The 25,555-nt window shown below is 65.5% G+C and carries 18 protein-coding genes; 4 read left to right on the top strand and 14 right to left on the bottom strand.

Going from position 1 to position 25,555, the window contains the following annotated elements; all coding sequences use genetic code 11:
- Nucleotides 1-30 precede the first annotated feature (30 nt).
- The 7 genes from AAF481_08615 to AAF481_08585 form a co-directional block, all read right to left on the bottom strand.
- The gene (locus AAF481_08615; GenBank protein MEM7481221.1) at nucleotides 31-1,491 is read right to left on the bottom strand and encodes an aldehyde dehydrogenase family protein; all 1,461 of its coding nucleotides are present in this window, start codon (nucleotides 1,489-1,491) and stop codon (nucleotides 31-33) included.
- Nucleotides 1,491-2,597 (bottom strand): hypothetical protein, encoded by a 1,107-nt coding sequence (locus tag AAF481_08610; protein ID MEM7481220.1) that lies wholly within the window; start codon nucleotides 2,595-2,597, stop codon nucleotides 1,491-1,493. Before AAF481_08610 ends, AAF481_08615 begins: the two co-directional genes overlap by 1 nt.
- Complete coding sequence (locus AAF481_08605; GenBank protein MEM7481219.1) at nucleotides 2,594-4,129, bottom strand: PQQ-binding-like beta-propeller repeat protein; 1,536 nt, start codon at nucleotides 4,127-4,129, stop codon at nucleotides 2,594-2,596. Before AAF481_08605 ends, AAF481_08610 begins: the two co-directional genes overlap by 4 nt.
- Before the next feature lie 5 nt (nucleotides 4,130-4,134).
- On the bottom strand, nucleotides 4,135-6,405 hold the full coding sequence (locus AAF481_08600; protein ID MEM7481218.1) for a PQQ-binding-like beta-propeller repeat protein: 2,271 nt from the start codon (nucleotides 6,403-6,405) through the stop codon (nucleotides 4,135-4,137).
- 166 nt (nucleotides 6,406-6,571) lie between these two features.
- Complete coding sequence (locus tag AAF481_08595) at nucleotides 6,572-7,108, bottom strand: hypothetical protein (protein MEM7481217.1); 537 nt, start codon at nucleotides 7,106-7,108, stop codon at nucleotides 6,572-6,574.
- Nucleotides 7,109-7,113: 5 nt separating this feature from the next.
- Nucleotides 7,114-8,304 carry a DUF1579 family protein gene (locus tag AAF481_08590; GenBank protein MEM7481216.1) on the bottom strand — a complete coding sequence of 397 codons (1,191 nt, stop codon included), beginning with the start codon at nucleotides 8,302-8,304 and terminating at the stop codon, nucleotides 7,114-7,116.
- Between the two features lie 40 nt (nucleotides 8,305-8,344).
- Complete coding sequence (locus tag AAF481_08585; GenBank protein ID MEM7481215.1) at nucleotides 8,345-9,571, bottom strand: PQQ-binding-like beta-propeller repeat protein; 1,227 nt, start codon at nucleotides 9,569-9,571, stop codon at nucleotides 8,345-8,347.
- A gap of 145 nt (nucleotides 9,572-9,716) precedes the next feature.
- Here AAF481_08585 and pssA point away from each other — a divergent pair, with 145 nt between their 5' ends.
- Nucleotides 9,717-10,412, top strand: a complete 696-nt coding sequence (pssA, locus tag AAF481_08580) for a CDP-diacylglycerol--serine O-phosphatidyltransferase (GenBank protein ID MEM7481214.1) — start codon at nucleotides 9,717-9,719, stop codon at nucleotides 10,410-10,412.
- Between the two features lie 111 nt (nucleotides 10,413-10,523).
- A complete protein-coding gene (locus AAF481_08575) occupies nucleotides 10,524-11,132 on the top strand; it encodes a DUF1579 family protein (GenBank protein MEM7481213.1) in 609 nt (202 codons plus the stop codon).
- Nucleotides 11,133-11,556: 424 nt separating this feature from the next.
- On the opposite strand, the gene AAF481_08570 is transcribed toward AAF481_08575, so the two are convergent.
- The 4 genes from AAF481_08570 to AAF481_08555 all read right to left on the bottom strand — a co-directional run bounded on the left by AAF481_08570 (nucleotide 11,557) and on the right by AAF481_08555 (nucleotide 20,087).
- Entirely contained in the window at nucleotides 11,557-12,672 is a 1,116-nt protein-coding gene (locus AAF481_08570) for a deoxyhypusine synthase family protein (GenBank protein ID MEM7481212.1), read from the bottom strand.
- A gap of 1,692 nt (nucleotides 12,673-14,364) precedes the next feature.
- Complete coding sequence (locus AAF481_08565; GenBank protein ID MEM7481211.1) at nucleotides 14,365-15,753, bottom strand: sodium-dependent transporter; 1,389 nt, start codon at nucleotides 15,751-15,753, stop codon at nucleotides 14,365-14,367.
- A gap of 174 nt (nucleotides 15,754-15,927) precedes the next feature.
- The gene (locus AAF481_08560; GenBank protein MEM7481210.1) at nucleotides 15,928-17,562 is read right to left on the bottom strand and encodes a VWA domain-containing protein; all 1,635 of its coding nucleotides are present in this window, start codon (nucleotides 17,560-17,562) and stop codon (nucleotides 15,928-15,930) included.
- A 41-nt stretch (nucleotides 17,563-17,603) separates the two neighbouring features.
- Nucleotides 17,604-20,087, bottom strand: coding sequence for an EAL domain-containing protein (locus tag AAF481_08555; protein ID MEM7481209.1), 2,484 nt, complete (start codon nucleotides 20,085-20,087; stop codon nucleotides 17,604-17,606).
- Between the two features lie 260 nt (nucleotides 20,088-20,347).
- Between AAF481_08555 and AAF481_08550 the strand changes: the two genes are divergently transcribed.
- On the top strand, nucleotides 20,348-22,213 hold the full coding sequence (locus AAF481_08550) for an SDR family oxidoreductase (GenBank protein MEM7481208.1): 1,866 nt from the start codon (nucleotides 20,348-20,350) through the stop codon (nucleotides 22,211-22,213).
- Between the two features lie 6 nt (nucleotides 22,214-22,219).
- Here the strand turns inward: AAF481_08550 and AAF481_08545 are convergent, their stop codons facing one another.
- The 3 genes from AAF481_08545 to tsaD all read right to left on the bottom strand — a co-directional run bounded on the left by AAF481_08545 (nucleotide 22,220) and on the right by tsaD (nucleotide 24,409).
- Nucleotides 22,220-22,534, bottom strand: a complete 315-nt coding sequence (locus AAF481_08545) for a CD225/dispanin family protein (protein ID MEM7481207.1) — start codon at nucleotides 22,532-22,534, stop codon at nucleotides 22,220-22,222.
- Between the two features lie 60 nt (nucleotides 22,535-22,594).
- The gene (locus AAF481_08540) at nucleotides 22,595-23,077 is read right to left on the bottom strand and encodes a type II secretion system protein GspG (GenBank protein MEM7481206.1); all 483 of its coding nucleotides are present in this window, start codon (nucleotides 23,075-23,077) and stop codon (nucleotides 22,595-22,597) included.
- 240 nt (nucleotides 23,078-23,317) lie between these two features.
- Nucleotides 23,318-24,409, bottom strand: a complete 1,092-nt coding sequence (gene tsaD, locus AAF481_08535) for a tRNA (adenosine(37)-N6)-threonylcarbamoyltransferase complex transferase subunit TsaD (GenBank protein MEM7481205.1) — start codon at nucleotides 24,407-24,409, stop codon at nucleotides 23,318-23,320.
- A gap of 118 nt (nucleotides 24,410-24,527) precedes the next feature.
- Here tsaD and AAF481_08530 point away from each other — a divergent pair, with 118 nt between their 5' ends.
- Complete coding sequence (locus AAF481_08530) at nucleotides 24,528-25,550, top strand: glyceraldehyde 3-phosphate dehydrogenase NAD-binding domain-containing protein (GenBank protein MEM7481204.1); 1,023 nt, start codon at nucleotides 24,528-24,530, stop codon at nucleotides 25,548-25,550.
- The last annotated feature ends 5 nt before the right edge of the window (nucleotides 25,551-25,555 follow it).

Genomic DNA, 25,555 nt, shown 5'->3' with positions numbered 1-25,555 from the left:
GGTCGGATCTCTCGGATGGGGGGTCGATTCTCAGGCGCTGGCCTGGAAGGACCGCTGACGGTAGAGGTGCCCGAAGAGATTGCCCTCGTGGGGCTGATCCCAGGACACCCGGCTGGTGGGGATGGAGCCGAGGTTCAGGCGTTCGACGGAGCGGTGGCCGAGGAGCCGGCGACGGAGATTCGCATCGTCCGTCAAGGCGCTCACCACCAGGCTCGGCGGCAAGTCATCGAGGTCGCTTTGGAGGTCGACTTCCACCACGCTGACGAAGGGAAACAGAAGCTCCGTTTGGGCGAGGGGATGGTTGCGGTCGTCGCACCACACCACCGTCGGCAACAGGTAGGTGAGGCCGTCCACCTCGACCAGCCGGTCGCCGACGGGGCGATACCGGGCGGTCAGGTCCTCGGCGCCGCCGGTGGCGAGGTGCTGGTCGACCATCCGGCTCATCGCTTCCGCTACCCGCCGGTCGCCGAAGCCGGCAAGGGCGGCCTGCGGATGATCGAGGGGGCGGGCTTCGATGCCCGCCAGGCGCTCGGCCAATGCCGCGGCGAACTCGCGTCCCCTTGCCGCGGCGCGGTCCACCCACACGCCCGAAGCGTTGACGCAGGAGCGGCCGCCGTTCGAGGCGACGGATTCGGCCACCACATCGAGGATCGCTCCCTCGTCGTGCGCTGAGAAGGCATCCGCCGCCAGCAGCACCTTGCTCCAGCCGGGGCCGTGGAGCTGCACCCGGTGGTCGTTCTTCCAGGGACGCACCGTGTGCTGATCGCCAAACAGCATCGAGCGGCCGCAGCCGAGCAGGATCTCGGCGCCACCGGAGTGGCTGGTGGGGTAGAAGGCCACCGCCTCCGGCGGGCAACCGGCGGCAAGGAATGCTTGGCAGGCGCGGAGGGGCGTCCAGGGCTCGCGCGAGCCGGGCTTCAAGGTCACCGGCGTCTTCAAGGCGATCGACGGCAGCCACAGGGAGTGCACGCCGGGCGAGTTGCTCGGCAGAATGATCCCCAGGGAATCCGCCTGGGCCAGATAGCTGACGGTGCGGCCGTCCTCCTCGATGAAGCCACGATCGAGAGCTTCCGGATCGAGGCCGCGGGACAGCCCGGCCAAGACCCGCTCCATCTCGGCGAAGACGAATTCGAGCTTCGCCATGTTGGCCCGGCACAGAGCCTCGGGCATGCCGGTGGTGGACGAAAGCTGCCGCACGTAATCCGCCGGCGACTGCCTCTCGCCGTCGATGCCGCAGGGCAGTTCGCCCTCCACGAAGAGCTTCGCCGCCCGGCCGCAGATCGCCAGCAGCTCCCGGCCGCTGAGTCCTTCGAGCACCCGCCGCCGCTCGGCGGAACGGGCCAGATCGCGGGCGATCAGGCCGGGATTGGCCTGGCTCACCTCCGCCACCGGTTTTCCGGTGACGACGTGCGGCAGCACCTCGACATTCAGGCTGCGGTAGGGCGCATCGCCCTGACCGACACCGCCGCGCAGGATGGGCAGGTGCAGCATCAATACACCCCCACCGAGACGGTTTCGCGCAGCGGCGCCCACAGGCGCAGATCCGACACGCCGTCCCAGGGGTAGAGCGGGATGGGCTCCGCCCGCTCCGCCTCATCGCGCTCCAGGAAGCGCGGCATGAAGAACTCGCGGGTGAGGGTGGTAAGCATCACCCGGCCGGTCTCGCCGTAGCCGACGGTACGGGTGGTGTCGTCCGGATCGACCAGCTCGATCACCGCCCGCGGCTGCGGCGGGTAGTAGACGATCGAGTAGTCCCCCACCGCCGGATCGAAGGGCCGCGAGTGGGCAAGTCCCATCAAGGTGTTGCCGTAGGTCGGCACAAAGTCCACGCCGGGCACCAATTCCTCGCGGGCAAAGCGGTGGAACTGGGCGTTCATCTCGGTGCCGCCGCAGAAGATTCCTTGGATGCCGGCCTTCACCAGGTCGATCTTCTGGCACAGCGCTTCGAGCAATTTAGGGGTAGTGAACAGGCAGCGGATATCGTGCGCCCGCAGCACCGTCAGGGCCTGGGAGATGACGTGGTCCTTGTAGGCCTCTAGCTCGCGCAGGCGGCCGTCCCCGACCAGCCGGTTGACCCAGCGCGGATCGAGGTCGACGAAAAAGCACACCCCGCCGCGGTGCTGCGCCAGGTGCTCGATGGCGAGGCGCAAGCGTCGCGGCCCGGTGGGACCGAGCATCAGCCAGTCGCCACCGCGCGGAAAGGTCTCGTCGGACAGGCTGTCCGAGAACTGCTCGTAGTCGATGCGGAAGTCCTCGATGTTCACCCGGCTCTTCGGCACCCCGGTGGTGCCACCGGTTTCGAACACCGAGATCGGTTGACCGGCGAGCCCCTTCGGCACCCAGCGGCGCACCGGGCCGCCGCGCAGCCATTCATCCTGGAAGTGGCCGAGGTGGACGAGGTCGGCGTAGCCTCCGATCTCGTCCTTCGGATCGAAGTCCAGGCCGTGGGCCCACTCCAGCCAGAAGGGCGAACCGGTGGCCTCGTCGAAGTGCCAGGCGACCATCTCGCGCACGTGGGCGTCGAGACGGTCGCGGGCCTCCGCGGCGGCCGCTTCGAGGTCCGCCGTCTTCGGGTTCGGGGCGTCGGCGGCGATCACTCCTCGCCGCCCCCACCAGCGTCACCGTCACCGCCGCTGTCCTTCTTCGCCGGCTTCTCAGCGGGCTTCGCCTCGACGCCGTCTTCGAGGGCGAAGAGGCGATTGCGGGCCATCACGTAGAGCACCCCGTCCTTCGCCACCGGGGTGGTGTAGACGGCGCTCCCCATGTTGATCTCGTGCAGCACTTCGAGTTTCTTGCCGGCTTTCAAAACGGCGATGTCGCCGTCCTCGTCGCCCAGGTAGACGCGGCCATCGGCGACGTAGGGCGAGCCCCAAATGGCGGCAAAGGCGTCGTAGGTCCAGTGGTGCTCGCCGGTGTCCGCGTCCAGGCAGTAGAGGCGGCCGGCGAGATCCGCGGCGTAGAGCAGGCCATCGTGGATGGCGACCGTTGAGATGGTGCGGCCGTACTCTTCGCCGCCGCGGTGCCAGACCACGCCGCTCTCGGTAATGTCGCCGTTGCCGGTAGCGTCGATCACCCACAGGTTGCCGGGGCCCTCGCCGTGCTCCGGATCCTGGCCAACGCCGATGTAGACGCGGTCCTTGTAGACCACCGGCGTGCCCACCAGATTGTTGCGGGTACCGGAACCGCCGAGCTCCCAGATGGAGTCCTTGGGGTTGGTGTCGAACTTCCACAGCAGCTCGCCGGTCTTCGGCGCAAAGGAGTACATCCAGCCATCGCCGCCGGGGAAGACGATCTGCGGCCGGCCGGCGATCACCCCGTAGGCGGGGTTCGACCACTGACCGTGCAGGATCTTGCCGCGCGGCGCGTCGTTCTCCCAAACCAGCTCGCCGGTGTTCTTGTTGACGGCGATGAAGCTCGGCGCCAGCGGCGTGGGAATGTTGATGTGCCCTTCGTCCACCCCGTTGCCGGTGACCGTGAAGAGGAGGTCGCCGACCACCACCGGATTGCCGGCGGCCAGGTTATGGGGAAAGACGTCCAGCTCGCCGATCATGTCGAGGCGCCAGAGGATGTCCTCGTTCTGCTCGCCCTTCAGGGCCTCGTCCTTGACGGCACCGTCGTTCTCACCGTCCCGGAACCCCTCCGTGTCGGCGGCGATCACCTCTGCTCGGTTCGACACGTAGTACATACGATCTCCTTCGACGTAGGGCGCCGAGCAGATGCCCTGCAGCGGCCAGTCGTTCACCCGGCCGGCGGTGAGCTTGTCGTGCACCCCCTGCCACAGGAACTCGCCGTCTTCGACCGCGAAGGCCATCATCACGCCCTTGTCGCCGACGATGTCCGGATTGCGCTGACCTTCGTTGTTGGTTCCCACGAAGACCTTGCCGCCGGCGATGGACGGACCGCCGTAGCTCTGGGAGCCGAGAGGTTGGCTCCAGCGGACATTGCGGCCGGTCTTGGGATCCCAAGACTCCGGCAGGCCGGTTTCGTCGGAGACCATGTTGCGCGACGGCGTGCCGCCGAACATGGCGACGTCTTTGGAGTCCTGGGCCTGGACCGGCGCCCCGACGAGGGCGACGCCCAGGGAGAAAACCGCCAGGGCGGTCGCTACTGTGGAAGGGGGGGTTCGCATATCCATCATCGGTTCTCCGTCACCTCGACATTGTCGTAATAGAGCGGGGTCGGCGAGTAGGCGATCAGTCCCGGGCTGCCGCTACGAATGGGCAGCGGGTCCTCGACGGTGATCGACCAGTCGGCCGGCTCCTCTTCATCCTTCTTCCACACTTTGCCCTGGATCCGCGCCGTGTCGCCGGAGGCGTCGACGCGCATCTTCATGGTGTACCAGACGCCCGGTACCCACCCGAAATCGGACTGCTGGGCCATGCGCAGGGCGGACGGCCAGGAGCGCACCTCCAGGCGCTGGTGGGCGCCCATCAGATCCAGGGTGTAGCCGCCATTGATCAGGCCGATGTCCGGCAACCGACGGCCGGTGCGGGTGCCGAGGATGTCCGCCTGGATGGTGTAGCCGCTCCAGGAAGGCGGTCCCAGGAAGGTCAGGTGGCGGTCGAGCTTGCGCGGCGAGGGATTCTTCGCCAGCACCTTGTTGCCGTCCCGGTCTTCGACCGCCCAGGCGGCCAAGTAAGCCATCTGAGAGGTCGGTTTGCCGCCGACCTCCAGGTCGTCGAAGTCGAAGCGCATCGGCAGCGGAGCGACCACTCGTATCCGCGCCTCGCCCATCACGTCGCCGACCTTGGCGACGATCTTGCCGGCTTGATAGGGCACCTCACGAGCCGCCGTGAAGCGGCCCGCAGCCATCGTGCCCTTGAGGTTCTCGACGGACCAGGAGGCCTTGCGGCTGGCACCCAGGAAGTTGCCCTTCGCATCGAAGGAGCGCACTTCCAGCTCCACCGCCTCGCCGGGCGTCAGCACGACCTCACCGGGCACCACCAACAGCTTGGCCGTCGAGCCCGAAACGGGCAACGAAGTCGGCGCGGACGAGGTGCCACCCTTTTCGTCAGCGGACGAGATGCCACCCTTTTCGTCGGCGCCCGCCATCGAACCACTCGCCGACGACGACGAGGTACCACCCTTTTCGCGGCCCAGGCAATACAGGCCCTCTTCGGTGGAGAAGAAGATCCGCCCGTCGGCGATGGCGACAGAGCCGTAGATCTCGGCATCGCGGTCCCCGATGGAGAGTTTCTCTACGTCCAGACTGGTCGCGCCGTCGGCAGCGATCTTCACGATATGCATCTTGCCGTTGACTTCCGTCACGTAGATCTTGCCGTCCGCCCACACCGGCGACGCCTTGCCGACGGTGCCGAGGGAAAACTCCCACAGCTCCTCCCCGGTGGCGGCGTCGAGGGCGTGGAGATCGGCCTTGTTGTCCACCACGTAGAGACGGCCGTCGTGCAGGGTCGGGGAGGCGAAGCCGACGCCCAGAGCTGCCCGCCACTTCTCGTGGGTGGCGGTGATGTCGCCGCTGCCGGTGCCGTCGATGGCGACCACTCGGCCCAGGGTCGGCTCATCCAAGTTCTCCTCACCGTGGGCGGCGTAGACGATGGTGCCGTCCACCAACACCGAGGTGTTGATGCCGCGCTTCGAGAGCTGGAAGCCCCAGACCTTCTCGCCGGTGCGGGCCTGTACCGCGAAGATGCCACCGCCGCCGTTGCCCTGGATCACCAGCCGCTGGCCGTCGATCTCGGCGATGGCCGGAGTGGACTGGGTGTTCTTGTCGGACATCGAGTCCGCCGGGGTCGACACCCAGATCAGGTCGCCGGTTTTCTTGTCGAAGGCGTGCATGCGGTGCAGCGGCCTCGACTGGGCGCCCCAGTTGGTGCTGGCGAAGGTGATGATCACCCGGTCCTCGTCGACCACCGGCGTCTGGGTGCGGCCACCGTAGCCTTCCATAAAGCCGTGCTCCTCAATCAACGACTTCTTCCACACCACGTCGCCGGTGGCCGAATCGAAGCAAAAGAACAATCCGCCCACGCCCTGGGCGTAGAGGTAGCCGGTCTCAGGATCGAGGGTGGGATTGGCCCAGCCCACGCGGGTCCAGGGGACCGTCGTGTGGTAAACATTCCAGCGCTTCTCCCACAGCTTTTCGCCGCTTTCGACGTCGAAGCAAGCGGCCATCTCCTGGCGCTCGATACCGTCGCCGACGCGACCCGTGGCGCACACTCGGCCATCGGCCACCACCGGGGTCGACCGGCCGACGAAGTCGACCCGCCAGAGCAGGTTTTCACCGTCCTTGGACCACTGGTCGATCAGCCCTGTCTCGTCGGACACACCGGTGCCCTGCGGCCCTCGCCAGTGAGCCCACTCGCCGGCCATCGCCGCAGCGGACCAGAGCATGGAAGTCAGTAGAGTGATAGCCAGCACGGCCACGGGCGTTGCTGGAGTCTTGAGCACTGATCTTGTTCCCAACATTTTTCGTGAATCTCCGGGGGGATTTTGAAAGCCGTCCGGCCATCCTACTACGGCTGTACGAAGTTTCTGGGCCGTATGTTTTTGTAGAACAGAGCTGGGCGTTCAGATATTCGATCCGAGGACGCGAGGGAGGGCTCGGGAAGAAAACCTAGGGTACTGCGGGAGGCGAGGGCTCCCGAAAGGTCCATACCGGACCGGCCTCGCCGCGCGGCAGGGAAGCCGTCTCCTCGGCCTCTCCGGCAGCCGTGCGGTGGAGGCTGAGAATGAGACCCGGCAGAGCGCGCGAGGGGGACACCTGAATCGTCTCTACGCCTTCCGGCGCCACTCCCCGCAGGATCACCCGGTCGCCCAACTCAGCTCCCGCAAGGTCCGGCAAGAGCACCTCCGGATTCGCCACTTCGCCATCGAGCCGCAGGCGCAGGCGCCGCTCCAAGAGCGCTTCTAGTCGCTCGATGGCAGCGGACCGCTGATCCGCCGAAAGGGCGGCAAACTCCCGACGGGCCTCCCCGCCGCCATGCCCCGGCGGCCGACCGGTCGCCAGAGGATAGAGGTCGAGCTTGACCTCCAGGTGATAGGCGTTCTCCGGCCCAAGGGTGAGCCGGGCCGGCACCGGCGCCGACTCGTGGGCGACGGCCGGCGTGATGGCCGCGCAGAGCAAGACCGAGGCCGACAGGGCTCGGAGCAAAACCCTCACTCTCGGCTGTAGGTTAAGCGTACGTTGTGGAACCAGTTCTCGCCACCGTCCGTCGACACCGAAAGATCCACCTGGAAGCCGTCGTCGGTCACCTCATAGAGCGACGCCCGCTGGTAAATCGGCGATCCCTTGCCGAGAGCCGTTCCCGTCTCCAGGTTGTCCGTCACGATGCGCTGGTCCTCGCCGCGTGTACCCCGCAGGATGTCCAGCAGACTGCTGAAGTTGTCGAAGCGGGTCCACTGGTAGGTCTCCCGAAAACGGTCCCAGGTCAGGGTGTTGAGGTGGTCGATCGCGCGACCCCCAAGCTGTAGGACAATCCGCTCTTCCAGCCGCGAACCGCCGAAGGACGACGTGATGGTGGAGGTCGTCTCCGCCTCGGCCCAGGCTGCTCCCGGGTAGGGGCGGGTTTCGACCTTCACCTGCCAGTCGCCGGCGAGAGAGGCCAGATCCTCCATCGGTGCGAGCAACGGCAGGTCGAAGACGGCGGGATCGATCGACGGATTGGCGACGGCCTTCGCCACTTCCATCACCCGGTGGCGCATGAAGAACTCTTCCTCCACCCGGTGAGGAATCATCACCCCGCCCACCGGCCGGAAGTCCGAGAAATACAGCCGCCCCTGGTGCCCGCTGCCAAAGTCGACCCGTGGAACCACCGCGCCGGCCTCCAAGAAGCTCGTGGCATCGAGAAACCAGGATTCGGCTCGCTCATCGCCTTCGCCATCGCCGTCACGGCGTAGATCAATGCGCCAGGAGTCCACTCCATCGAAGTCCTCGCGCCCGGCGAGCTCCAACTCGTAGCCTTGGTCGGCATGGCCCACCAACGGAGTGGTGAGATCCGAAAAAGCACGCAGCGACGCCCGCTCCGGCGGCAGCATGGGAGCCGGCCACTCCACGCCGGACAGCTCGTTGAAGGCCCAGCCCTCGGAGCCGTCGAAGACTTCGACCACCGGCTTTTCGAGCATCGAATACTCGAAGCGCACCGCCGACCGATCATCTCCCCGCCAGCGCAAGAGGGTAAAGGGAGCGGGCACACTAAACGCCGTGTAGTTGCCTTCGAGGTGCAACCCTTCGAGGTTCGCCAGGGCTTCGGCCCCTCCCTTGGCGGCGATGTGCTTCGCCAGCAGTTCGGCGAGCGAGGGGTCTTGCGAAAAGGCTGGCACCTCGACGGCGAGACAGGCAACGAGCACGATCGCCAGAGCAATCGGGCCTCTACGGCCGGCCTGGCGCCTAACCACGTTCACCCACCTCCAGGCAGAGAATCTCCGCCTGATCGCGCAGTAGCAGTCTGCCATCGGTCAGTGCCGGTGAACTCCAGGTCTTCGATTCAAAGGCGGTCATCGAACCCAGCTCCTTGTAGGCCTCCGGCGTCGCCTCGACCAGGGCGAGCTGCCCGCGGTCGCCGAGAACGACCAATTTGCCGTCGGCGGCAATCAACGAACCCTTGCCGAAGCCGCGCTTGGCCCAACACTGCTCGCCGGTGGCGGCATCGAGGCACTTTAAAGTTCCGTTGTCAAAGCCGTAGATCTCCCCACCCAAAACCAGGGAGGAACTGAAGTGGTTTTTGAGTAGCCGGTTGCGCCACACCTCCGTGGCGGCGAACTCGCCGTCCTGGCGAGCGATTTCCAACAGCACCGCACCGACATCCGCGGTGGCCGAGACCAGCACCCGATTCGGCGGCACGAACACCGGCATGGCGATGGTGCCCGGCGGCCATTCGTGTTTCCACAGGCTCTTGCCTTTGAGATCCACCCCTTCGATGAAGGGCACCGTCGAATGAGCGAAAATCAGCTGCTCGACCCCGTCGATGGTCGCCACCACCGGCGTCGAATAGCCGGTGCGGTACTCGCCGTGGCTCCAGCGGGCCTTGCCGTTGGCCTTGTCCAAGGCGACGATGCCGCGGCCTTCGGAACCCCCGATCTCGAGGATCAGCAGATCGCCCACCACCAGCGGCGAAGGGCAGAAGCCGCGCTGGGGCACCTTGGCCCCCCACGCCTCACCGGCATCCACCTGCCAGCGCACCGCGCCGTCCTTGAGGGATAGCGCGCTCAGCATGCCGGTGGAGGAGAGGGCGAAGAGCACATCGCCGTCCACCGTCGGGGTGGAGCGGGGACCGTTGCCAAAGGCCTCCTCGAAGAGCGGACCGATGGGGGTACGCCAATCCTCCTCGCCGCTGGCCGGATCAAAACGCACCGCGAACTCGCCCTCGGCGTCGCCGGCGAGCACATAGATGGCGTCGCCGGCCGCCACCGGGGTGGCGAATCCGTCGCCCAGTGCCTTGCGCCAGAGCACCTTGGGCCCAGCCTCCGGCCAGGAGGGGGACAGGCTCTCGTCCTCGGCCGCGACTCCCGATCCCCCGGGGCCTCGGAACTGCGGCCAGTCGGCCGCCGCCGGCAGAGCGCACAGGCACCCCAGGCTCACCCACACCAGCCACCCTTCGAGCTTCGAGTTCTTCATCTACCGTTCTCCCTACTGCGGTTCCAAACGATACGAGCGCGGGCCGCGACAAGCGGCCGATCCTAGACATCATACGGGGAGGCCGGCGACGAGTTACCCGGCGCCCCGCTCACAAGGCTCCGGCCTTGAGTTATGCTGCCGTTCCGTGTCCCATCCCAAACCCTCGCGGTTGATCGTTCCCGGCGCTCTGACGGCGGCCAACATCGTGACCGGCTTTCTCGCCATGGTCGCGGCGGCGGAGGATCGCTTCGACACCGCCGTTTATCTGCTGATGGCGGCGATCATCCTCGATATCCTGGATGGCCGAGTGGCCCGCATTCTCAAGGCCACCAGCAAGTTCGGACAAGAACTCGACAGCTTCAGCGACGCCTTGAGCTTCGGAGCCGCCCCGGCCTTTCTGGTGCACCGGGCACTATTCGCGGAGATCGGTCCGATCGGCATTGGGATCTCCGCCACCTACCTGCTGGCGGCAATTCTGCGGCTGGCGCGCTTCAATCTGACCTCCGATGTCCACCAAAAAGCGCCGCGCACCACGGGATTGCCCTCACCCATCGGAGCCGGCTACTTGATGGCCCTGACCCTGATGCGCGACGAGATTCCGCTCGCGATCTCCGCTTCGCTGGTGGTGGTGATCGCAGTCCTGATGGTGTCGCGGATCCCCCTGCCGGAAGTCACCAGCGGCCCGGCCGTCGCCGCCACCCTATTCATCGGTCTTGGCAACTACCTGGCGGTGGTCGTGTACCCCAACTGGTACACGGTGGGCTGGTGGAGCCTGTGGAACGTGGTCATTCTGCTGGTGGCCCGCGCCACCGGGCGGCGATCCGCGGATTCCACCGGTTGAGCCAGCTTGCGGTAGACTCTACCTCTGCACCGAACATTTCAGTGGCAAGATCAGCCGCTCATGCGGTGATTTCGGTGCCGGCACCCTGAACGCAGTCAAGGAGAAGATGAGATGAAGACAACCGCAAAGTTCCTCGGATTGACACTGGTGTTCGCCTTGCTGGCGATCCCGGCCTTCGCCGATCACCACGAGGGTGGCGAAGGCCACGGCGGGGAAATGGGCGACATGAACGAGATGATGGCCGCCATGCAAGAGCTCGCCACGCCGGGCGATTGCCACAAGACTCTTGGCGCCACCGTCGGCACATTCGATGTGAAGATGAAGATGTACCCGGCTCCGGGTGCTCCGGCCATGGAGTCCACCGGTACCTCTGAGGGCAAGTGGATTCTCGGCAATCGTTTTGTCGAGACCAACTATTCCGCCGAGGTCATGGGTCAGGACTTCCAGGGCCATGCACTCGACGGCTACGACAATCAGACCAAGAAGTACACCGGCGTGTGGGTGGACAACATGGGTACCTACACCTTGGTCTTCAAGGGCGAGTGTGATCCGGAGAGCAAGTCGCGTTCGATGACCGCCAACATCATGGACCCGATGGGGAACAAGATGAAGAACCGAGGCGTCACCACCGCCACGGATACCGGATACACCTACGAGTCCTACATCGTGACGGACCAGGGCGAGTTCAAGAACCTCGAACTCTTCGCCACCCGCAAGTAGGCATCCCGGTGGAAAGAAAATCCCGCCTCCCCTGCCAAGGGGACGGCGGGATTTTTCATGCGCCTGTCCTAGGTGCCGCGTTTTCCGTTTCCTAGGTGCTCCTTTTCCTAGGTGGGTGCCACCCTTTTCGCCCCGCGTGGTCCTAGATACCGTTTCCTAGGTGCCACCCTTTTCGCCGCCGCCACCGGGCGGCCCGGAATCGCTCGACGATCGCCCTTCGAGCACAGCTCGGATCAGCAACGGCCAAGCAATTGGCGCGTCCGAGTGAACTTCTGCAAACCGGCCACCCTCTTCCGGGCTCAAAAACTTGCCCCAGGAGACCCCTTCCGAGTAGGTGCCGTTTCCTAGGTGCCACCCTTTTCGCCGCCGCCGCCGCCCCGTTTCCTAGGTGCCACCCTTTTCGCCGCCGCCGCCGCCCCGTTTCCTAGGTGCCACCCTTTTCGCCGCCGCCGCCGCCGCCACCGGGCGGCCCGGAATCGCTCGACGATCGCCCTTCGAGCACAGCTCGGATCAGCAACGGCCAAGCAATTGTCGCGTCCGAGTGAACTTCTGCAAACCGGCCACCCTCTTCCGGGCTCAGAAACTTGCCCCAGGAGACCCCTTCCGAGTAGGTGCAGCCACTCAATCCGCCCCAATGCACCGGCTCCGGGCAGATACGCACGGCATATCGATAGCGAGGAAGCGACAGTTCCGAGCCCAGGCGAAGATTGACGACATCGATGAAGGGCGCAACCTGCTGTGCCCAGTTGCGCGGCACACCACCTCCGATGGTGAAGATTCCCAACCGTTTCGCCGAGACGAGGCGTTTGGTGATATCCAGCAAATCAAGAAATGGATTGAATACCGGTGCGGTCGAAAAAAAAGACTCTGAATCGGCCTCTGCTCCCGGCCGGTAGGCCTCGCGCAATGTCTGAGTCGCCACATCGAGACCGAGTTCCGAGTCCGTAAAGGCTGGGACATAAACCGGCACTCCGGCCCGATAGGCGTTTCCTAGAATGCTGGGAAGAGCCCCTTCCTCGGTCAGCTTCCGGCCCATCGCCTGGTGTAGCTCAAAGGAACAGAGTGGCTCCGCAGGGTCACGCTCCCTGAGCACTCGGGTGATGAGTCGCTCGGCTTCGCTGAGATTCGCTTCCATCTCCAAGGTGTCGTACACCCGGTTATAGCCCTTCTCGTAGAGTTCCTCATCGCTTTGCGATGGATCGTGTTTGTAGTGGACCCCGCCAATCGCTTCGGAGAGGCCGTGGGCCATCAGCGCACCAGTAGAAACGATGATGTCGGCCATGCCATGGTCGATCATCGTGCACAGAACCCGACCCATTTTGGCGATTGTCATGGCGCCGGAAAGGGTGACCACGATGGTGCAGTCGGGATCCTCCACCATCTCCCGCAGCACCTCGTAGGCCTCGCCCAGCCGCCGCCCGGCAAAGGCCGTGCGGGACATTCCCCGCAGCATTTCCGCGAAGCTCGAGATTTTCTCCACATCGAGTGGCTCCAGCGGCTCGAGGCCGTCCTCTCTTCCGTCATGAAGGGTTCGTTTCATAGCCAAATTCTAACTCTCGCTCTAGAAGCTCGCTCTAGAAGCACCGCTCTTCTCGTTCACCGGTCTCGAGGCACCTCCCTCTTCGTTCCGGGAGCACCACCCTTTTCGTTCCGTTCCGGTTCGGTTCTCGAAGCCATCCAAGGGTCTCAAAGAACCAAGATTCGACGCCTACGCAAGGCGATCGCCCGCATTTGCGTCCCCCTAGATATGGCCAGACCAATACTCTACGTACCCCCGCAAGGTGGCTTGTTTCTCGTCACCACTCGCACCATCCAACAGCGCTTTCTCTTGCGTCCGAGCCGGCGCTTCAACTCACTAGCCTTGGGAATCATCGGGCGGGCTCAACGTAGACATGGAGTAAAGATCCACTGCGGAGCCTTCCTCTCCAATCACTACCACCTCCTGATCTCGGTCGAGAACGCCCAGCAGCTGGCTGCCTTCATGAACCTACTCAACGGCAAGCTCGCCAAAGAAGTCGGGCGCCTCCACGGATGGAAAGATCGCATCTGGAGCCGGCGCTACCGACCAACTCTGGTCAGCGAGGAGCCGGTAGCGCAGATCGAACGACTGCGCTACCTCTTGGCTCACGGATGCAAAGAAGACCTAGTCTCCAGCCCTCTCGATTGGCCAGGCATTCCCTTCGCCAAAGCCCTTCTTTCGGGAGAGCCTCTGCGCGGCGCCTGGATCGACCGAACCCAGCAGTACAACGCCCGCCGACGGGCTGAGGTCGCATCCGACGAGGAATTCTCGGAGCCTGAATTCGTTGAACTCACTCCGCTTCCGTGTTGGCAGCACCTGACTTCAGAAGACTATCGAGCGAGAATCCAAGGCTTGATCGACGACGTGGCAAACGAAACGGCTAAGAGACAACGCCGGACGGGACGAAAACCCCTCGGAGTGTCGCGAGTGCTGACACAGAGCCCGCTCCAGAGACCCAATCAGACGACAAAGTCGCCGGCTCCGCGATTTCACTGTGTTTCGAAGGACGCGCGCCGACGCTTGACAGCGGCCTACCGAGAATTCTTGGAGGCCTACAGGCGGGCAGCCGAGCGCCTGAAGGCAGGAGACCGCGGTGCGATCTTTCCCGCGGGGTGTTTCCCACCACGTCTCCCGTTTATTTTTCATCAGCTCGCACCGGATTGACATTGACGCGACGTCACTTCAGCGACCAAAAGACTGTCCAGTGTGATCCGCCAAAGCGGATTTGAGGTGAGATGTAGGCTGAAATCTCACCGCTTTGCATTTTCCACAGCCAGCTTCCCCAATACGGCCGAGGATCGGCGGCTAGCTTCAAGATGGACCCGATGGCAGACCGTCCAGGCGATCTGTAGAGCTGTTGTTTTGCCTCTGGCTTCAAGAAACCCTACGAAATGGGTGCCTCCTCGTAATGGCTGCGCCGCCACCGCCGCCGCTACCGCCTACTCCACGAAAAGGGTGCCTCGTCGCTACGGTGCCTCGTCGCTACCGAAAGGGTGCCCCTTCGAAAAGGGTGCCTGTGCCGCGCCGCCACCGCCGCCGCTACCGCCTACTCCACGAAAAGGGTGCCTCGTCGCTACCCAACGAAAAGGGTGCCTCGTCGCTACGGCTACCGAAAGGGTGCCCCTTCGAAAAGGGTGCCTCGTCGCTACGGTACCCCTACGAAAAGGGTGCCTCGTCGCTACGTGGTACCCCTACGAAAAGGGTGCCTCGTCGCTACGTGAAGTCCGCGCCCAGGAAGATCACGGCCAGGATGATGGCGGCGACGGCCGCTGGGGAGATGTAGCGGATGAAGATCCGCCAGGATCCGTAGCTGAACCAGCCCGGTTGGGTACCGTCCATCAGTTCCGCCTCGGACTCTTTTCGGCTCAAGAACCAGCCGACCGCCAGGGTGATGAGGAAGCCGCCGGTGGGCAGCATCCAGTTGGCCGCGAGGTGGTCGAGGGTGTTGAACACACCCGCTTTGCCCTGGAAAACCTCGAAGGTCGAGAGCGGCTCCCAAGCCCCGAGCGAAAGGGCGCAGAGCAAGCTGATGGAGTACACGAATAAACCGCAGGCGGTGGTCGCTTTCTTGCGGCTCCAGCCACGTTCGTCGATGAAGTAGGCGACGACCACTTCGAGGAGCGAGATGGTGGAGGTCAGAGCCGCGAAGCCCACCAGCAGGTAGAACAGCGGCGCCAGGATTGCACCCATCGGAACCACCGTATAGAACAGCTCCGGCAAGGTGATGAAGAGCATGCCGGCGGTCGATCGGCTGATCTGCTCGGCCATGCCCGCCTTGGAGAAGATCACCGAGAACATGGTGACCGTCGCCGCCAGAGCGATGACCGTGTCGAGCACCACTACCATCCCGGCGGAGCGCACCACGGAGGTGTTTTTCTTGAGGTACGAGCCGTAGGTGATCATCGCACCCATGCCGAGGGACAGGGTAAAGAAGGAGTGTCCTAGAGCTTCGAGCACGCCGCCCCAGGGCAATTCCGAGAAGGTGGGGGCGAAGATGAAGGCGAGGGCCTCGCCGGCTCCCTCCATGGTCAACGCACTGCCCATTAGGATCACCAGGATGACCATCAAGGTCGGCAGCAAGACGCGCGCGATGCGCTCGATGCCTTGACCCACGCCCCGGAAGATCACCGCCATGGTGATGGCCATGAAGACGGCGGCCAGCGCCACCTGCAGCCAACCCTGGCCGATGAACCCCCCAAACACGTCCGCTGGCTTGAGAGTCTCCGGATAGCCGTTGATCGTCCAGTTCATGCAGCGCCAGAAGTAGGAGAGGGTCCAGCCTGCGACCACCGTATAAAAGCTCAAGATGACGAATCCGGTGAGCACCCCCCAACCGCCCACCACCCCCCAGGCCGGACCCACCGCCTCGCGCAATGCTCCGACGGCGCTGCGCTGGGTTTTTCGGCCGACCAGAATCTCCGCCACCATGATCGGAAAACCCACCGCCGCGATGCAAAGGAGGTATACCAGAACGAAGGCGCCGCCCTCGTTGTGCCAGGTGATGTAGGGGAACTTCCACAGATTCCCGAGGCCGATGGCACTACCGGCCGCGGCCAGTACGAAACCTAGCCGCGAACTCCAGTGACCGCGGGATTTCTGCATGTTTCTCCCCTCCAAGTCCTTCCGTGATCGGACTTCGTCACGACGTTGTTATGAGCTTGATGGCAAAGCCGATGGACAGTGTACACGCTGGGTGCTGCCCAGGAGAAGAGCGAGGAGCGGTACCCGAAAGGACCGAGTGCCGTTGGGGAGCCGTCGCGACACGGCTCCAGAGAATCAGAAAATAACGGCGCGGAGGATGGTTTCGCGGGTACCTACCAGGTCGTTGCTCTTCAACACGTGGCCATCGGTGGAGGCGAGGCCGTTGACCAGAGTCGGTGAGCGCTCGGAGAGATTGCGCAGGAAGACATCTTTCGCCACCTGGGTCAATTCGAACTGCTCCGGGGCGATATCCGCCTCGTCGGTCAACACGAGATCGCAGGTGGAACGCGCTCCGACCACCGCCCGGTCGCGCAGCAGCACCCGATATTCGCGCCCTTTGCGGCTGCCGCGCAGAACCACGAAGCGGACGCTGCGAGGATCGACCAGCCGCTCCCCCTGCATCGCCTCGAATTCGGAGGTGTCCGGAACGGTAACCGGCGGCAAGGTGACCCCGCCGCTGGCGTTCGCATCGCCCTCGGTTCCCTCGGGAGCAGGCCGACGACGCATGCGCAGGAGCAACCAGATCAGCAGAGCCAGGGCGAGAAGCGCCAACCAGAGGAGAGGCTGACGCCACCAGGGCGCGCCCACGCCTCTTCCGCCGACGCCGCGGGCGGCGACGGTTCCCGCCTCCCCGGCCTCTTCCCCGGGGGCCTGGTCGGCGAAGCGGTCGCCGGTACCGACGGCGGGCGCCTCCGGCTCCTCGTCCGCCGAGCGCTGATCTGCGGAGTCGACATCAACGGCGGGCGCCTCGCCCTCGGTGGCGGGCCGGTCTCCCGCCGTCGGGGTCGGCAGCAGGCGAACATCGGTGCCCTGGGAGAGCAGCCGGTGGCCCTGCTGTAGGCGGATCTGAAGGCGTCGGTTTTCGCCGTCGAGTTGACAGTCCGGACAGCTCACCTCGGCCACCCACACCCGGCGGATGGCGTCCCTGGCAGCACGGTATCCGTCCTCGAACCGTTCGCCGCCGTCGATGAAAGCACCACCGGAATTGGACGCCAGCCGGTGGAGCACGCCGAGGTATCTCTCGCGCTCCCCGGCCGGCTGCTTGCTCACGCCGATGGCGTAGATCGGCATGGGATCGGTGCGTAGCCGCTCCAGTACGTCGTCCGCCAGCAGGCCGCTGCCCTCGTCCTTGCCGTCCGTCAACACCACCAAGACCGGTCGTCCGGGGATTTCACGATCTCGCTGGCGACCGATCGCCAGGGCGTCGACCATCGCCCGGTGGAGGAGCGTTTGGTCGTCCGTCGGGCCGAGGCCGGCGAGACCCTCGCGCAGCGCTTGCGGATCGCTGGTGAAGTCCACCACCAGGCGACTGTAATCACCGAAGGCAATGATCGCCGCGCGATCCGTCTCTCGAAGATCTTCAAACCACAGCTCGAGGGCCTGGCGGATGCGGTCGAACTCCCGTTCGCTCAGGGATTTCGAGATGTCCACCAAGAAGATGTAGCCCACACCCTCGCCGGTATCGTCAAAGGGCTCGACGCTGGCAACGTCGGTCTGGTCGCCGCCGAGGGTGGCCTGTAACTGATCGGCGGAGACGTTCTCCACCGGCTTTCCCTCGTCGTCGAGTACGTCGAGGTAGACCCGCACGGTGGTCGGACGATCGCTGACCTGCCGGGCGTGGCCGAGGGACAGGCTCTGGCCGGGTTGCGCCACGGCCGCACCGGTCCCCAGCAGGATGGCGAGCAGGAGAGTCGGGAGGAGGCGTTTCATGGGTGTGGAGGTGATCGGCAACGGTGAAGAGAGCGGAAACTCTAGGCTTCCGCCGACGGTCCGGGCCCGGTGGAAACCGCTCGCGATTTCGGCGAGCCGACCCAGGAGCCCTGCGCAAAGTCCACCCGCATGCGTCGCAACAGGTCGAGGGTCGCGGCCTCGTCCACTCCTTCGGCGATGGTCTTGAGCTGCATCACGTGACCGATGTGGTTGACCGCTTCCACCAGCGCCTGCTGGGTCGGATCTGCCGTCATTCCGCGGACGAGATTGCCGTCGATTTTCAAGAAGTCTACCGGCAACTCCCGCAGCGTGGCAAAGGAACTCCGGCCGCGGCCGAAGTCCGCCAGAACGAAGCGAAACCCCTGCTCTCGCAGCTCGCTCATGTGGCGGCGGGTTTCCGGAGAGTCCGCGTCCTCGGTAATGATGAACAGGATGCGCCGGCGCTCAGTGTCTAACCGACGGGTCTGAGCACGCGCAAAGGTCACGAAGCTGGGGTCGGCTATCGATTGGCGGGACAGGGGAATTCCCACCCGCACCGGCCGTTTCTCGGTCACCAAGATCTCGCACGCTCGGCTCACCACCCAGCGATCGATCGCTGCCGACAGGCGATGCTTTTCGGCGATCGGAAGGAATTCTTCGGACTCCAGAAGTTCACCGCTCGCACCCACCATGCGAACGGACAGTTCAAACCGCTCACACCCCTCAGCGCCAGCGGACTCGCGATCCACCACGGGCCGAACGGTCTGCGAGAAGAGGCGTAGACCATCGCTCTCGAGGGCGTGATGGATGGCGCGCACGCGATCCACCAGGCTCCAACGATCGGAAAGCTCGTCGTCGTCGGGCCGGTATTCGCGGATCTGGTTGCCGCCCTTCCGGCGAGCGGCCGCCGCGGCCGCCGCGGCGGTTTCCATCGCCTGCTCGGCACCGCCGCGCAAACTCACAAAAACCAAGCCGAGGCTGGCGCGAACCTGAAAGCCGCGCCCGGCGCCGCCGAAGCGCATGCTCACCAATTCCCGCAGCAAGCCGTCGGTGATCTCCCGGGCCTTTTCCGGCGGGCAGTCGCGCAGCAGGATGCCGATCTGACTGCCCTCGAGGCGTCCGAGGACGTCCCGTCCGCTGAGCAGGCATTTGAGCAACGAAGCGCTCTGCGACAGCACCTCGTTGCCGGCCCCGAGGCCATTGACCTCGTCCACCAACTCCAGTGAGTCGAAGTCGAGATGACAGAGGGCGAGCGCTTCTTCCGGCTGACCTTTGGCCGCTTCTTCGATCACCGCCTGCAGCCGGCTCTCGAATTCCGGCCGACGGGCCAGGCCGGTCAGCTCGTCGTGAGTGGATAGGTAAGTCGCTTGGCGGGCGGCCGTCTGCTCTTCGGTGAGATCCCTTACGACCAACACCATGCCCTCGACGACGCCCTCGCCATCGCGCAGGGCCGACGCCAGCAGGCGGATGTCGCGTTCGCCACCGGGCCCCAGCAGCGAACAGTGCATCGCCCCTTCGGCCTGCAGACAGCGACGCAAAGGATCGGCCATCGGCTGCCGGCTGGCGGAATCGAGCAACCGGACGGCGCGCTCGAAGGAGCGGCCGCGCAGATCCACTCCACCCGTGCCCAGCAAGGTTTCGGCGGCGGTGTTCAGGAAGTCGATCTGCCCCGCCGCATCGGTCCGGATCACCGCATCACCGATCGCACGCAGGGTCACCTCCGCCCGCGCGCGCTCGACGCGCAGGGCTTCCTCGGTACGATGACGCTCGGTAACGTCCGTCGCCACGCCGACCACCCGGCGGCGCGGCCCGTCGACCGCCGCGCCGCGCAGCAGCACCCGCCGGTAGCCGCCCGGGTGGACTCCGACCGTTGGCGCGGCCGGCAGCAGGGTGTTGACCTCGATCGCAAGGGGTTGGCCGCTCTGCACGGTTCGCTGGAGGGCCTCCTGCAGCGCGGCTTGGTCCACCGGCTGGACGAACTTCACCAGGTCGTGGCGACGGAGCGGACCTTCGCCGCCGGTGAGCTGGCGCAGCGCCTCCTCCTCGCCCGGAGCCGAAACGTGATCCGCCTCGACATCCCAATTCCAGGTCACGCTGCGGCCGGCCCGCTGCGCCAGCTTCAGGCGAGTCTGCTGCTGGCGGCCGATCTGCTCCAGTTCCTTGAAGGCGGTGATGTCCGCCACGGCGAGCAGGATGTCCTCGGATTCGTCGACGCCCGGCAGCAGGCCCTTCGACAATTCGAACCAGCGCCTTTCGCCATCGGAGCGTTGGAAGGCGACTTCCAACGATTCTGCCGAGGGCGTCCCGTTGTCGCTCAGGAAGCACTCCAGCTCGGCGGCGCCGAAGGTTTCCGCCCAGGTGGAGAGGGGGCCGTCCAGCAGTTCCCAGCGGGGCCGGCCGAAGAGGTCCAGGGCACGGTCGTTGACCGCCACCGGTTGAGCCCCGCGGCACAACACCAGGGCGACCGGCGCGTGGTCGAACCACGCGCTGTCCAGGGTTTCGCTTTCCATCGCAGAGACCGGAGAATGAGAGTGCATCATCGCCATGGTCAAAACCCTCCGGGGACCTCAACAGAGACCCCAAGAACGACCTTCAAAAGGGCATCGGATGGTAGCACGCAAGTGACCAAAAATAAAGTACTTGATCCGGTCGCCAGGAGAGGTTTGAGGTCCTCAATGCGTTCATATTCTGACGAGCCGATAGCTCGCCATTACACCCTCCGATCGGGCGACACCGGCGCACGCACCTTGCACCGCCCTCCGGCAACGGGGTACCTTGGGTGAAACGAGCGCTAGGGAGACCGCCCATGCCGAGAAACGAACCGTCGGTTCCGGAAGAGATTTCACCTTCCCGCTATATCGAGAAGGTGAGCCTGATGACCGGCGAAGTCCAGGACGAAGAGTTTTCCCCCCATCGGCTGCTGGTCAACAGCCATCGCGACTACCACGTGGTGGACATGCAGGCGCGGCGCTTCATGAGCCGGGTGGTGGCGGCCACCGGCGACGAGGATCGCGCCCGGCGACGGATGAAGGAAGTTCGGCGCCTCGGACACAAGACGGCGCAGATGCTCGCCAAGGTCACCCGCCAGGATCCGGAGAAGATCGCCAGCGCGCTCTTTGGCTTGAAGGACCGCGAGTATTTCTTCCGCTACAAGCGCCACCCGCACACCCGCGAGGAGATCGACCAGACCCTCGAACGGCTGCGCGGCGAGGCCGAAGCGAGGCTGACGGCGGCGACCGGGCCAGAAGGCAAGGGCCTGCGGGTGCTCCTCACCGGCGGCACCGGCTTCGTCGGCCAGGAGATCCTGTGGCAGGCGTCCCACAACGATGCCGTGCGCGAGTTGGTGGTGGTGATCCGCCCGAAGGAGATTCGCGACCGCAAGACCAAGGAGGTGGTGCGCACCCTGTCGCCGGCGGAGCGCGGCGAGACGCTCCTCGACCGCCTGTGGCTTACCGAACCCGAACAACGCCAGAAGTTCCGCTTCGTGGCCGGCGACGTCGAACAGCCGAACCTGGGGATTTCCGACGAGGACCTGGAGGAGCTGACCCGCACGATCACTCACGTCATTCACTGCGCCGCCAGCGTGGCCTTCGACGACCCCTACGAGAAGTCTTTCCGGGCCAACGTCACCGGCACCTTGAACGCGCTGCGTTTCTCCCACGCCCTGCAGTCGGCGCCGGACAGCCGATTCATCGCCCATCTGGGCATCGAGACGTCCTACATCCACGGCCGCCAGACCAGCGACGTGGCGCGGGAAGACGAGATCATCTTCCCGCGCAACTTCTACAACAACTACTACGAGCTGACCAAGGCGATCGCCTCGATCGAAACGGAGCGCTTCATGCTGGACAAGGGGCTACGGGTGGTGCAGCTCAATCCGGCGATCGTGATCGGCGAGTCTCGCGCCGGCAACAACCGCGGCGACACCAAGGTGGTGAACGCCCCGGTCAACGCCTTCGGCCGCGCCCACCAGGCCCTCACCGTTCCCAAGGAAGACCAGAAGTGGTTTGACCGCTCGACGGCTTCGGTGATCGCCAAGATGGCCTGCATCTTCCCGGGCGACCCGACCGCAGAGATCAACCTGATCCCGGTGGACCGGGTGGTGGAGGGCATCCTCGCGGCGCTCACCAAGCCCAGCGCCGTAGGCGAGCGGGTTCACCTGGCGACGGACAACCGCCTGACCTCCGAGCAGATCCAAAAGACGGTGAAGGAGGAACTCGGCGTGGAGGTCACGCTGGCGGATCCCACCCTGCACCGAAACATCACCCTGCCGGTTCTGACCCGCCTGCTCAAGGGCATCAAGCAGCCCAAGCTCGCCCACGCCCTGGACAAGCTCGGAACGATTTTCGGCGGATACAGCGAATGGGGCCAACCGATCCACGAAGTCGGCAACGACGTTCGGGTGTTGGGTCTTTCCCAGGAGCGGCCGAACACCCGTCACGCTTTTCGCATGCTCTGCCGGCACAACCGCTACGTGCAGAACTACGGCCAGGTGCGCGATGCGGACGAGATCTCTCGACGGGAGAAAGTCTGGTGGGACTTCATCCTCGAACTGGAAGAAGAAACCGGCCGGCCGGCGGGTGCCATGTCCGCCGAAGAGTTCCGCACCGCCGTCGAAGAGCGCCTCGACCTCGCGACCTTCGAACGGCGAAAGGAAGTGCCGCCGAGCTGAAGGCCGCTAGGCCGAGTCGGCGATGATCGCCAGGAATACGAAGCCGAAGTACAGCACGAAGATCGACAGCCCGGTGAGGAAACCCGCCAGGGTCCAGTTCTTGGCCTTGCGGGACGACTCCTGGGCGCCCGGAACGTCTCCGGCCTGCAGCTTGGGGTTGACCTGCGCCGCGTAGACGATCCCGACGATGCCGAAGATCTGACAGCAGAAGAAGGTCACCAGAATCGACTGAACCAGATAGGTCTTGACCGGTGGCGGCGGCGGTTGGTTGTAGTCGGTGAAGTTGCCACAACTCGGACAGTTCCGGACCCCGGTCGCCAGCGCGTCACCACATTGCGTGCAGTACATTTTTCGATCTCCCTCAGGTTCGTTGCAGACCGTTCATCGGGGGGCCGGCTCGCGCAGCGGTCCCTCGGTGGCCATCACCAAGTCCTCGTCGTAGGCACCCCGTTCGATCAGCCCCGCCTCGTAGGACCACGGATCGTCGAACTCGAACACGCCGTCACGACCGGCGCTCACCAAGCGGAAGCCCTGGCAACCCTCCGAACCCCAGGGGCCGCTACCGCAGCGATACACAAAGGGCCTCTCCCAACCATCGGTGCGCGGCATGGCTTCGAGGTAGTCGGGCTCTAGTGCCGCCGACAGGGCGGCGATGGTGGTGACATCCGGGAATTGGCCGTTGTCCAGAGCATAGGCGTTCAAGGCGATGCCCACGTCCCGGAAGTCGGCCAGGGTACGCTTCTGCTTGGCCATCTGCAGGGCGTCGAGGAAATTGGGAATCAGAAGCGCGGCCAGGATGCCGATGAAGGCGATGAGGACGAAGCCCCCGATCACCGCCAGGACGACCTTGAGCCCGATCGACATGCCGGCAGAACCCGAACTACCGGCGGGCGTCCGACGGGCACCGCTCGGGTCCTTTCCGCACACCGGACAGAAGCCGGCGCCTTCAGCAACGCCCCGTCCGCAGTGGGCGCAAAAGCTCATCTTCCCCCCCTTTCTCTACCGCCCGGCGAGCGGAGACTCACATTGGCCCCTCAGTAGAAGAGTTCATTTTACCTGCGCCGCGGCGTACCTCAACCCATGCCGGACCAGCGGGCCCGAGGGTCACCTCGCAGCGGACAAGGGAATGCGGCTGGCCGCCTCCACTTCGAAAGGGTTGTCCGCGGCGCCGTGGCGATGGCGCAGCACGGCGGCGAAGGCGATCATCGCCGCGTTGTCGCCGGAATAGGTGAGCGGCACCGGCGACACCTCCACCCCGTTGCTCTCGCCCCAGCGGGCGACTTCCCGGCGCAGCAGGCGATTGGCGGCCACTCCGCCGGACACGGCGAGCTTTCGCGGCAACGCCGCCCCTTCGAAGAGGCGTTCCAGGCGATCGATGATCTGGCCCACGGCCGAGGCCCGGAATCCGGCGAGGAGGTCGAGCACCGGCTGGGGGGCGGGGGCGCCGGCCGAAAGATCCGTCGCGACGCCGGCGCGCTCCAGCCGTTCGATCGCCATCAGCGCCTGGCTCTTGAGGCCGGAATAGGAGAAGTCCAGACCGTCTCCGGAACAGGCGGCAATGGCGAAGGGCTGCTCCCCGGCCCTCCCTTGCTCGGCCAGTTCGTCCACCCGCGGGCCCTGGGGATAGGCAATCTGCAGACGCTTGCCGATCTTGTCGAACACTTCGCCCATGGCGTCGTCACGGGTTTCCGCCAGGGTCGAGGTGGCGCCGCGCATCACCCGGAAGAGATTGGTGTGCCCACCGGACACCACCAAACCCACGAAGTCCTCGGGCACCCGGTCGGCGGGCGCGGCGGCGGCCGAGTCGGCAGCCAGGAAGGGCGAGTACAGATGGCCTTCGAGGTGGTGCACGCCGTAGAAGGGCAGCCGGCGACTCCAGGCGAGGGCCTTGCCCAGGGACAGGCCGACGAGCAGCGACCCCATCAGGCCGGGGCCGCGGGTCGCCGCCACCGCATCGACTTCCGTCATCGAGACGCCCGAGCGTTCGAGCGCCTCGGAGGAAACCGCCGGCCAGTTGCGCAGGTGTTCGCGCGAGGCGATCTCCGGCACCACGCCGCCGAAGGGCCTGTGCGCTTCGAGCTGGCTCGACACCACCGAGGACAGCACCCGGCCGTCGCCGGCGAGCACCGCGCAGGCGGTGTCGTCGCAGGAGGTCTCGATGCCGAGAATGATGGGGCCTTTCCGCACGGTCGTCATGAAGCGATATTGTTGCACTTCACCGCCGCCTCGGGTTCGAAACAGCCTTCCCAGAGGGATTCCCTCCGAGCCGGCCGACGCCAGCGATTCAACCGCTCAAAAAGCCTCGATTCCCGCCATGCCCACACCCTTTGCCCTCAACGGACTCGGCCGCATCGGGCGCGCTGTTTTGCGCCTCGCCGCCGATCGTCCGGAGGTGCAGCCGGTGGCGATCAACGACCCGGCGCCGACGGCGAGTCTGGTCGCGCGTCTGGCCCACGATTCGGTGCGCGGCCCGCTGGCCCATGGAGTCCGGCCGGAAGGCGACGGACTGCGCCTCGGGGAACACTGGATCCGGCACTTTCGGCAGGCAGAACCGGCGGAGATTCCATGGCACCAAAGCGGTGCCCGGCTGGTCGTCGAGGCCAGCGGCCGCTTTCTCGGCGAGGCCGCCCGAAGCCACCTCGGGGAGTCCGTCGAGCGGGTGGTGCTGTCGGCCAACAGCGACCATGCGGACGTTACCCTGTGCCCCGGGATCAACGACCACGGCAACCTCTACGATCCGCGACGCCACCGGCTGGTCAGTGCTTCGTCCTGCACCACCAACTGCCTGGCCCCGGTGCTCGCCGTGCTCGATGCGGCCGGCGGCATCGAGCGAGCAGCCTTCACCTCGGTCCACAGCTACACGCCGAGCCAGAAGCTGTTCGACGAACCCGGCGAGGGAGAAGGGGATGACCGGCGACGGCGCGCCGCGGCGCTCAATCTCATCCCCCTCGCCTCGACCACCCCGGCGGCCATCGGCCGGGTGCTGCCGCACCTCGCCGGACGCGTCGACGGCCGGGTGGTGCGGGTGCCGACGCCGGCCGGCGCGCTGCTCGAGGTGACGGCCCACCTCTCGCACAACACCGAAGCGGAGGCTCTGCGAGGCGCCTTTCGGCGCGCCGCGGAGAACTCCCTGCGAGGCATTCTGGCGGTGACCGAAGACGCTCTGGTGTCGTCGGACTTCATCCATCGCCCGGAATCGGCGATCATCGACCTACCGCTTCTCGGCCTCACCGACGGCCGGCTAGCCCGGGTCGCCGCCTGGTACGACAACGAGTGGGGATACGCCCATCGCCTGCTGGATCTCATCGTCCGCCTGGGCGGCGACACCGAGGTCTGAGAACC

Source organism: Acidobacteriota bacterium (assembly GCA_039030395.1).
Lineage (GTDB): Bacteria > Acidobacteriota > Thermoanaerobaculia > Multivoradales > JBCCEF01 > JBCCEF01.
This window is presented reverse-complemented; position numbering and strand designations above follow the sequence as displayed.

What these genes read in the sequence shown, in the direction of transcription:
- AAF481_08565 (MEM7481211.1), bottom strand. Translation starts at nt 15,753, where the DNA reads ATGCAGAAATCCCGCGGTCACTGGAGTTCGCGGCTAGGTTTCGTACTG.
- AAF481_08560 (MEM7481210.1), bottom strand. Translation starts at nt 17,562, where the DNA reads ATGAAACGCCTCCTCCCGACTCTCCTGCTCGCCATCCTGCTGGGGACC.
- AAF481_08585 (MEM7481215.1), bottom strand. Translation starts at nt 9,571, where the DNA reads ATGAAGAACTCGAAGCTCGAAGGGTGGCTGGTGTGGGTGAGCCTGGGG.
- AAF481_08555 (MEM7481209.1), bottom strand. Translation starts at nt 20,087, where the DNA reads ATGGCGATGATGCACTCTCATTCTCCGGTCTCTGCGATGGAAAGCGAA.
- AAF481_08570 (MEM7481212.1), bottom strand. Translation starts at nt 12,672, where the DNA reads ATGAAACGAACCCTTCATGACGGAAGAGAGGACGGCCTCGAGCCGCTG.
- AAF481_08550 (MEM7481208.1), top strand. Translation starts at nt 20,348, where the DNA reads ATGCCGAGAAACGAACCGTCGGTTCCGGAAGAGATTTCACCTTCCCGC.
- AAF481_08615 (MEM7481221.1), bottom strand. Translation starts at nt 1,491, where the DNA reads ATGCTGCACCTGCCCATCCTGCGCGGCGGTGTCGGTCAGGGCGATGCG.
- tsaD (MEM7481205.1), bottom strand. Translation starts at nt 24,409, where the DNA reads ATGACGACCGTGCGGAAAGGCCCCATCATTCTCGGCATCGAGACCTCC.
- AAF481_08605 (MEM7481219.1), bottom strand. Translation starts at nt 4,129, where the DNA reads ATGCGAACCCCCCCTTCCACAGTAGCGACCGCCCTGGCGGTTTTCTCC.
- AAF481_08575 (MEM7481213.1), top strand. Translation starts at nt 10,524, where the DNA reads ATGAAGACAACCGCAAAGTTCCTCGGATTGACACTGGTGTTCGCCTTG.
- AAF481_08540 (MEM7481206.1), bottom strand. Translation starts at nt 23,077, where the DNA reads ATGTCGATCGGGCTCAAGGTCGTCCTGGCGGTGATCGGGGGCTTCGTC.
- AAF481_08530 (MEM7481204.1), top strand. Translation starts at nt 24,528, where the DNA reads ATGCCCACACCCTTTGCCCTCAACGGACTCGGCCGCATCGGGCGCGCT.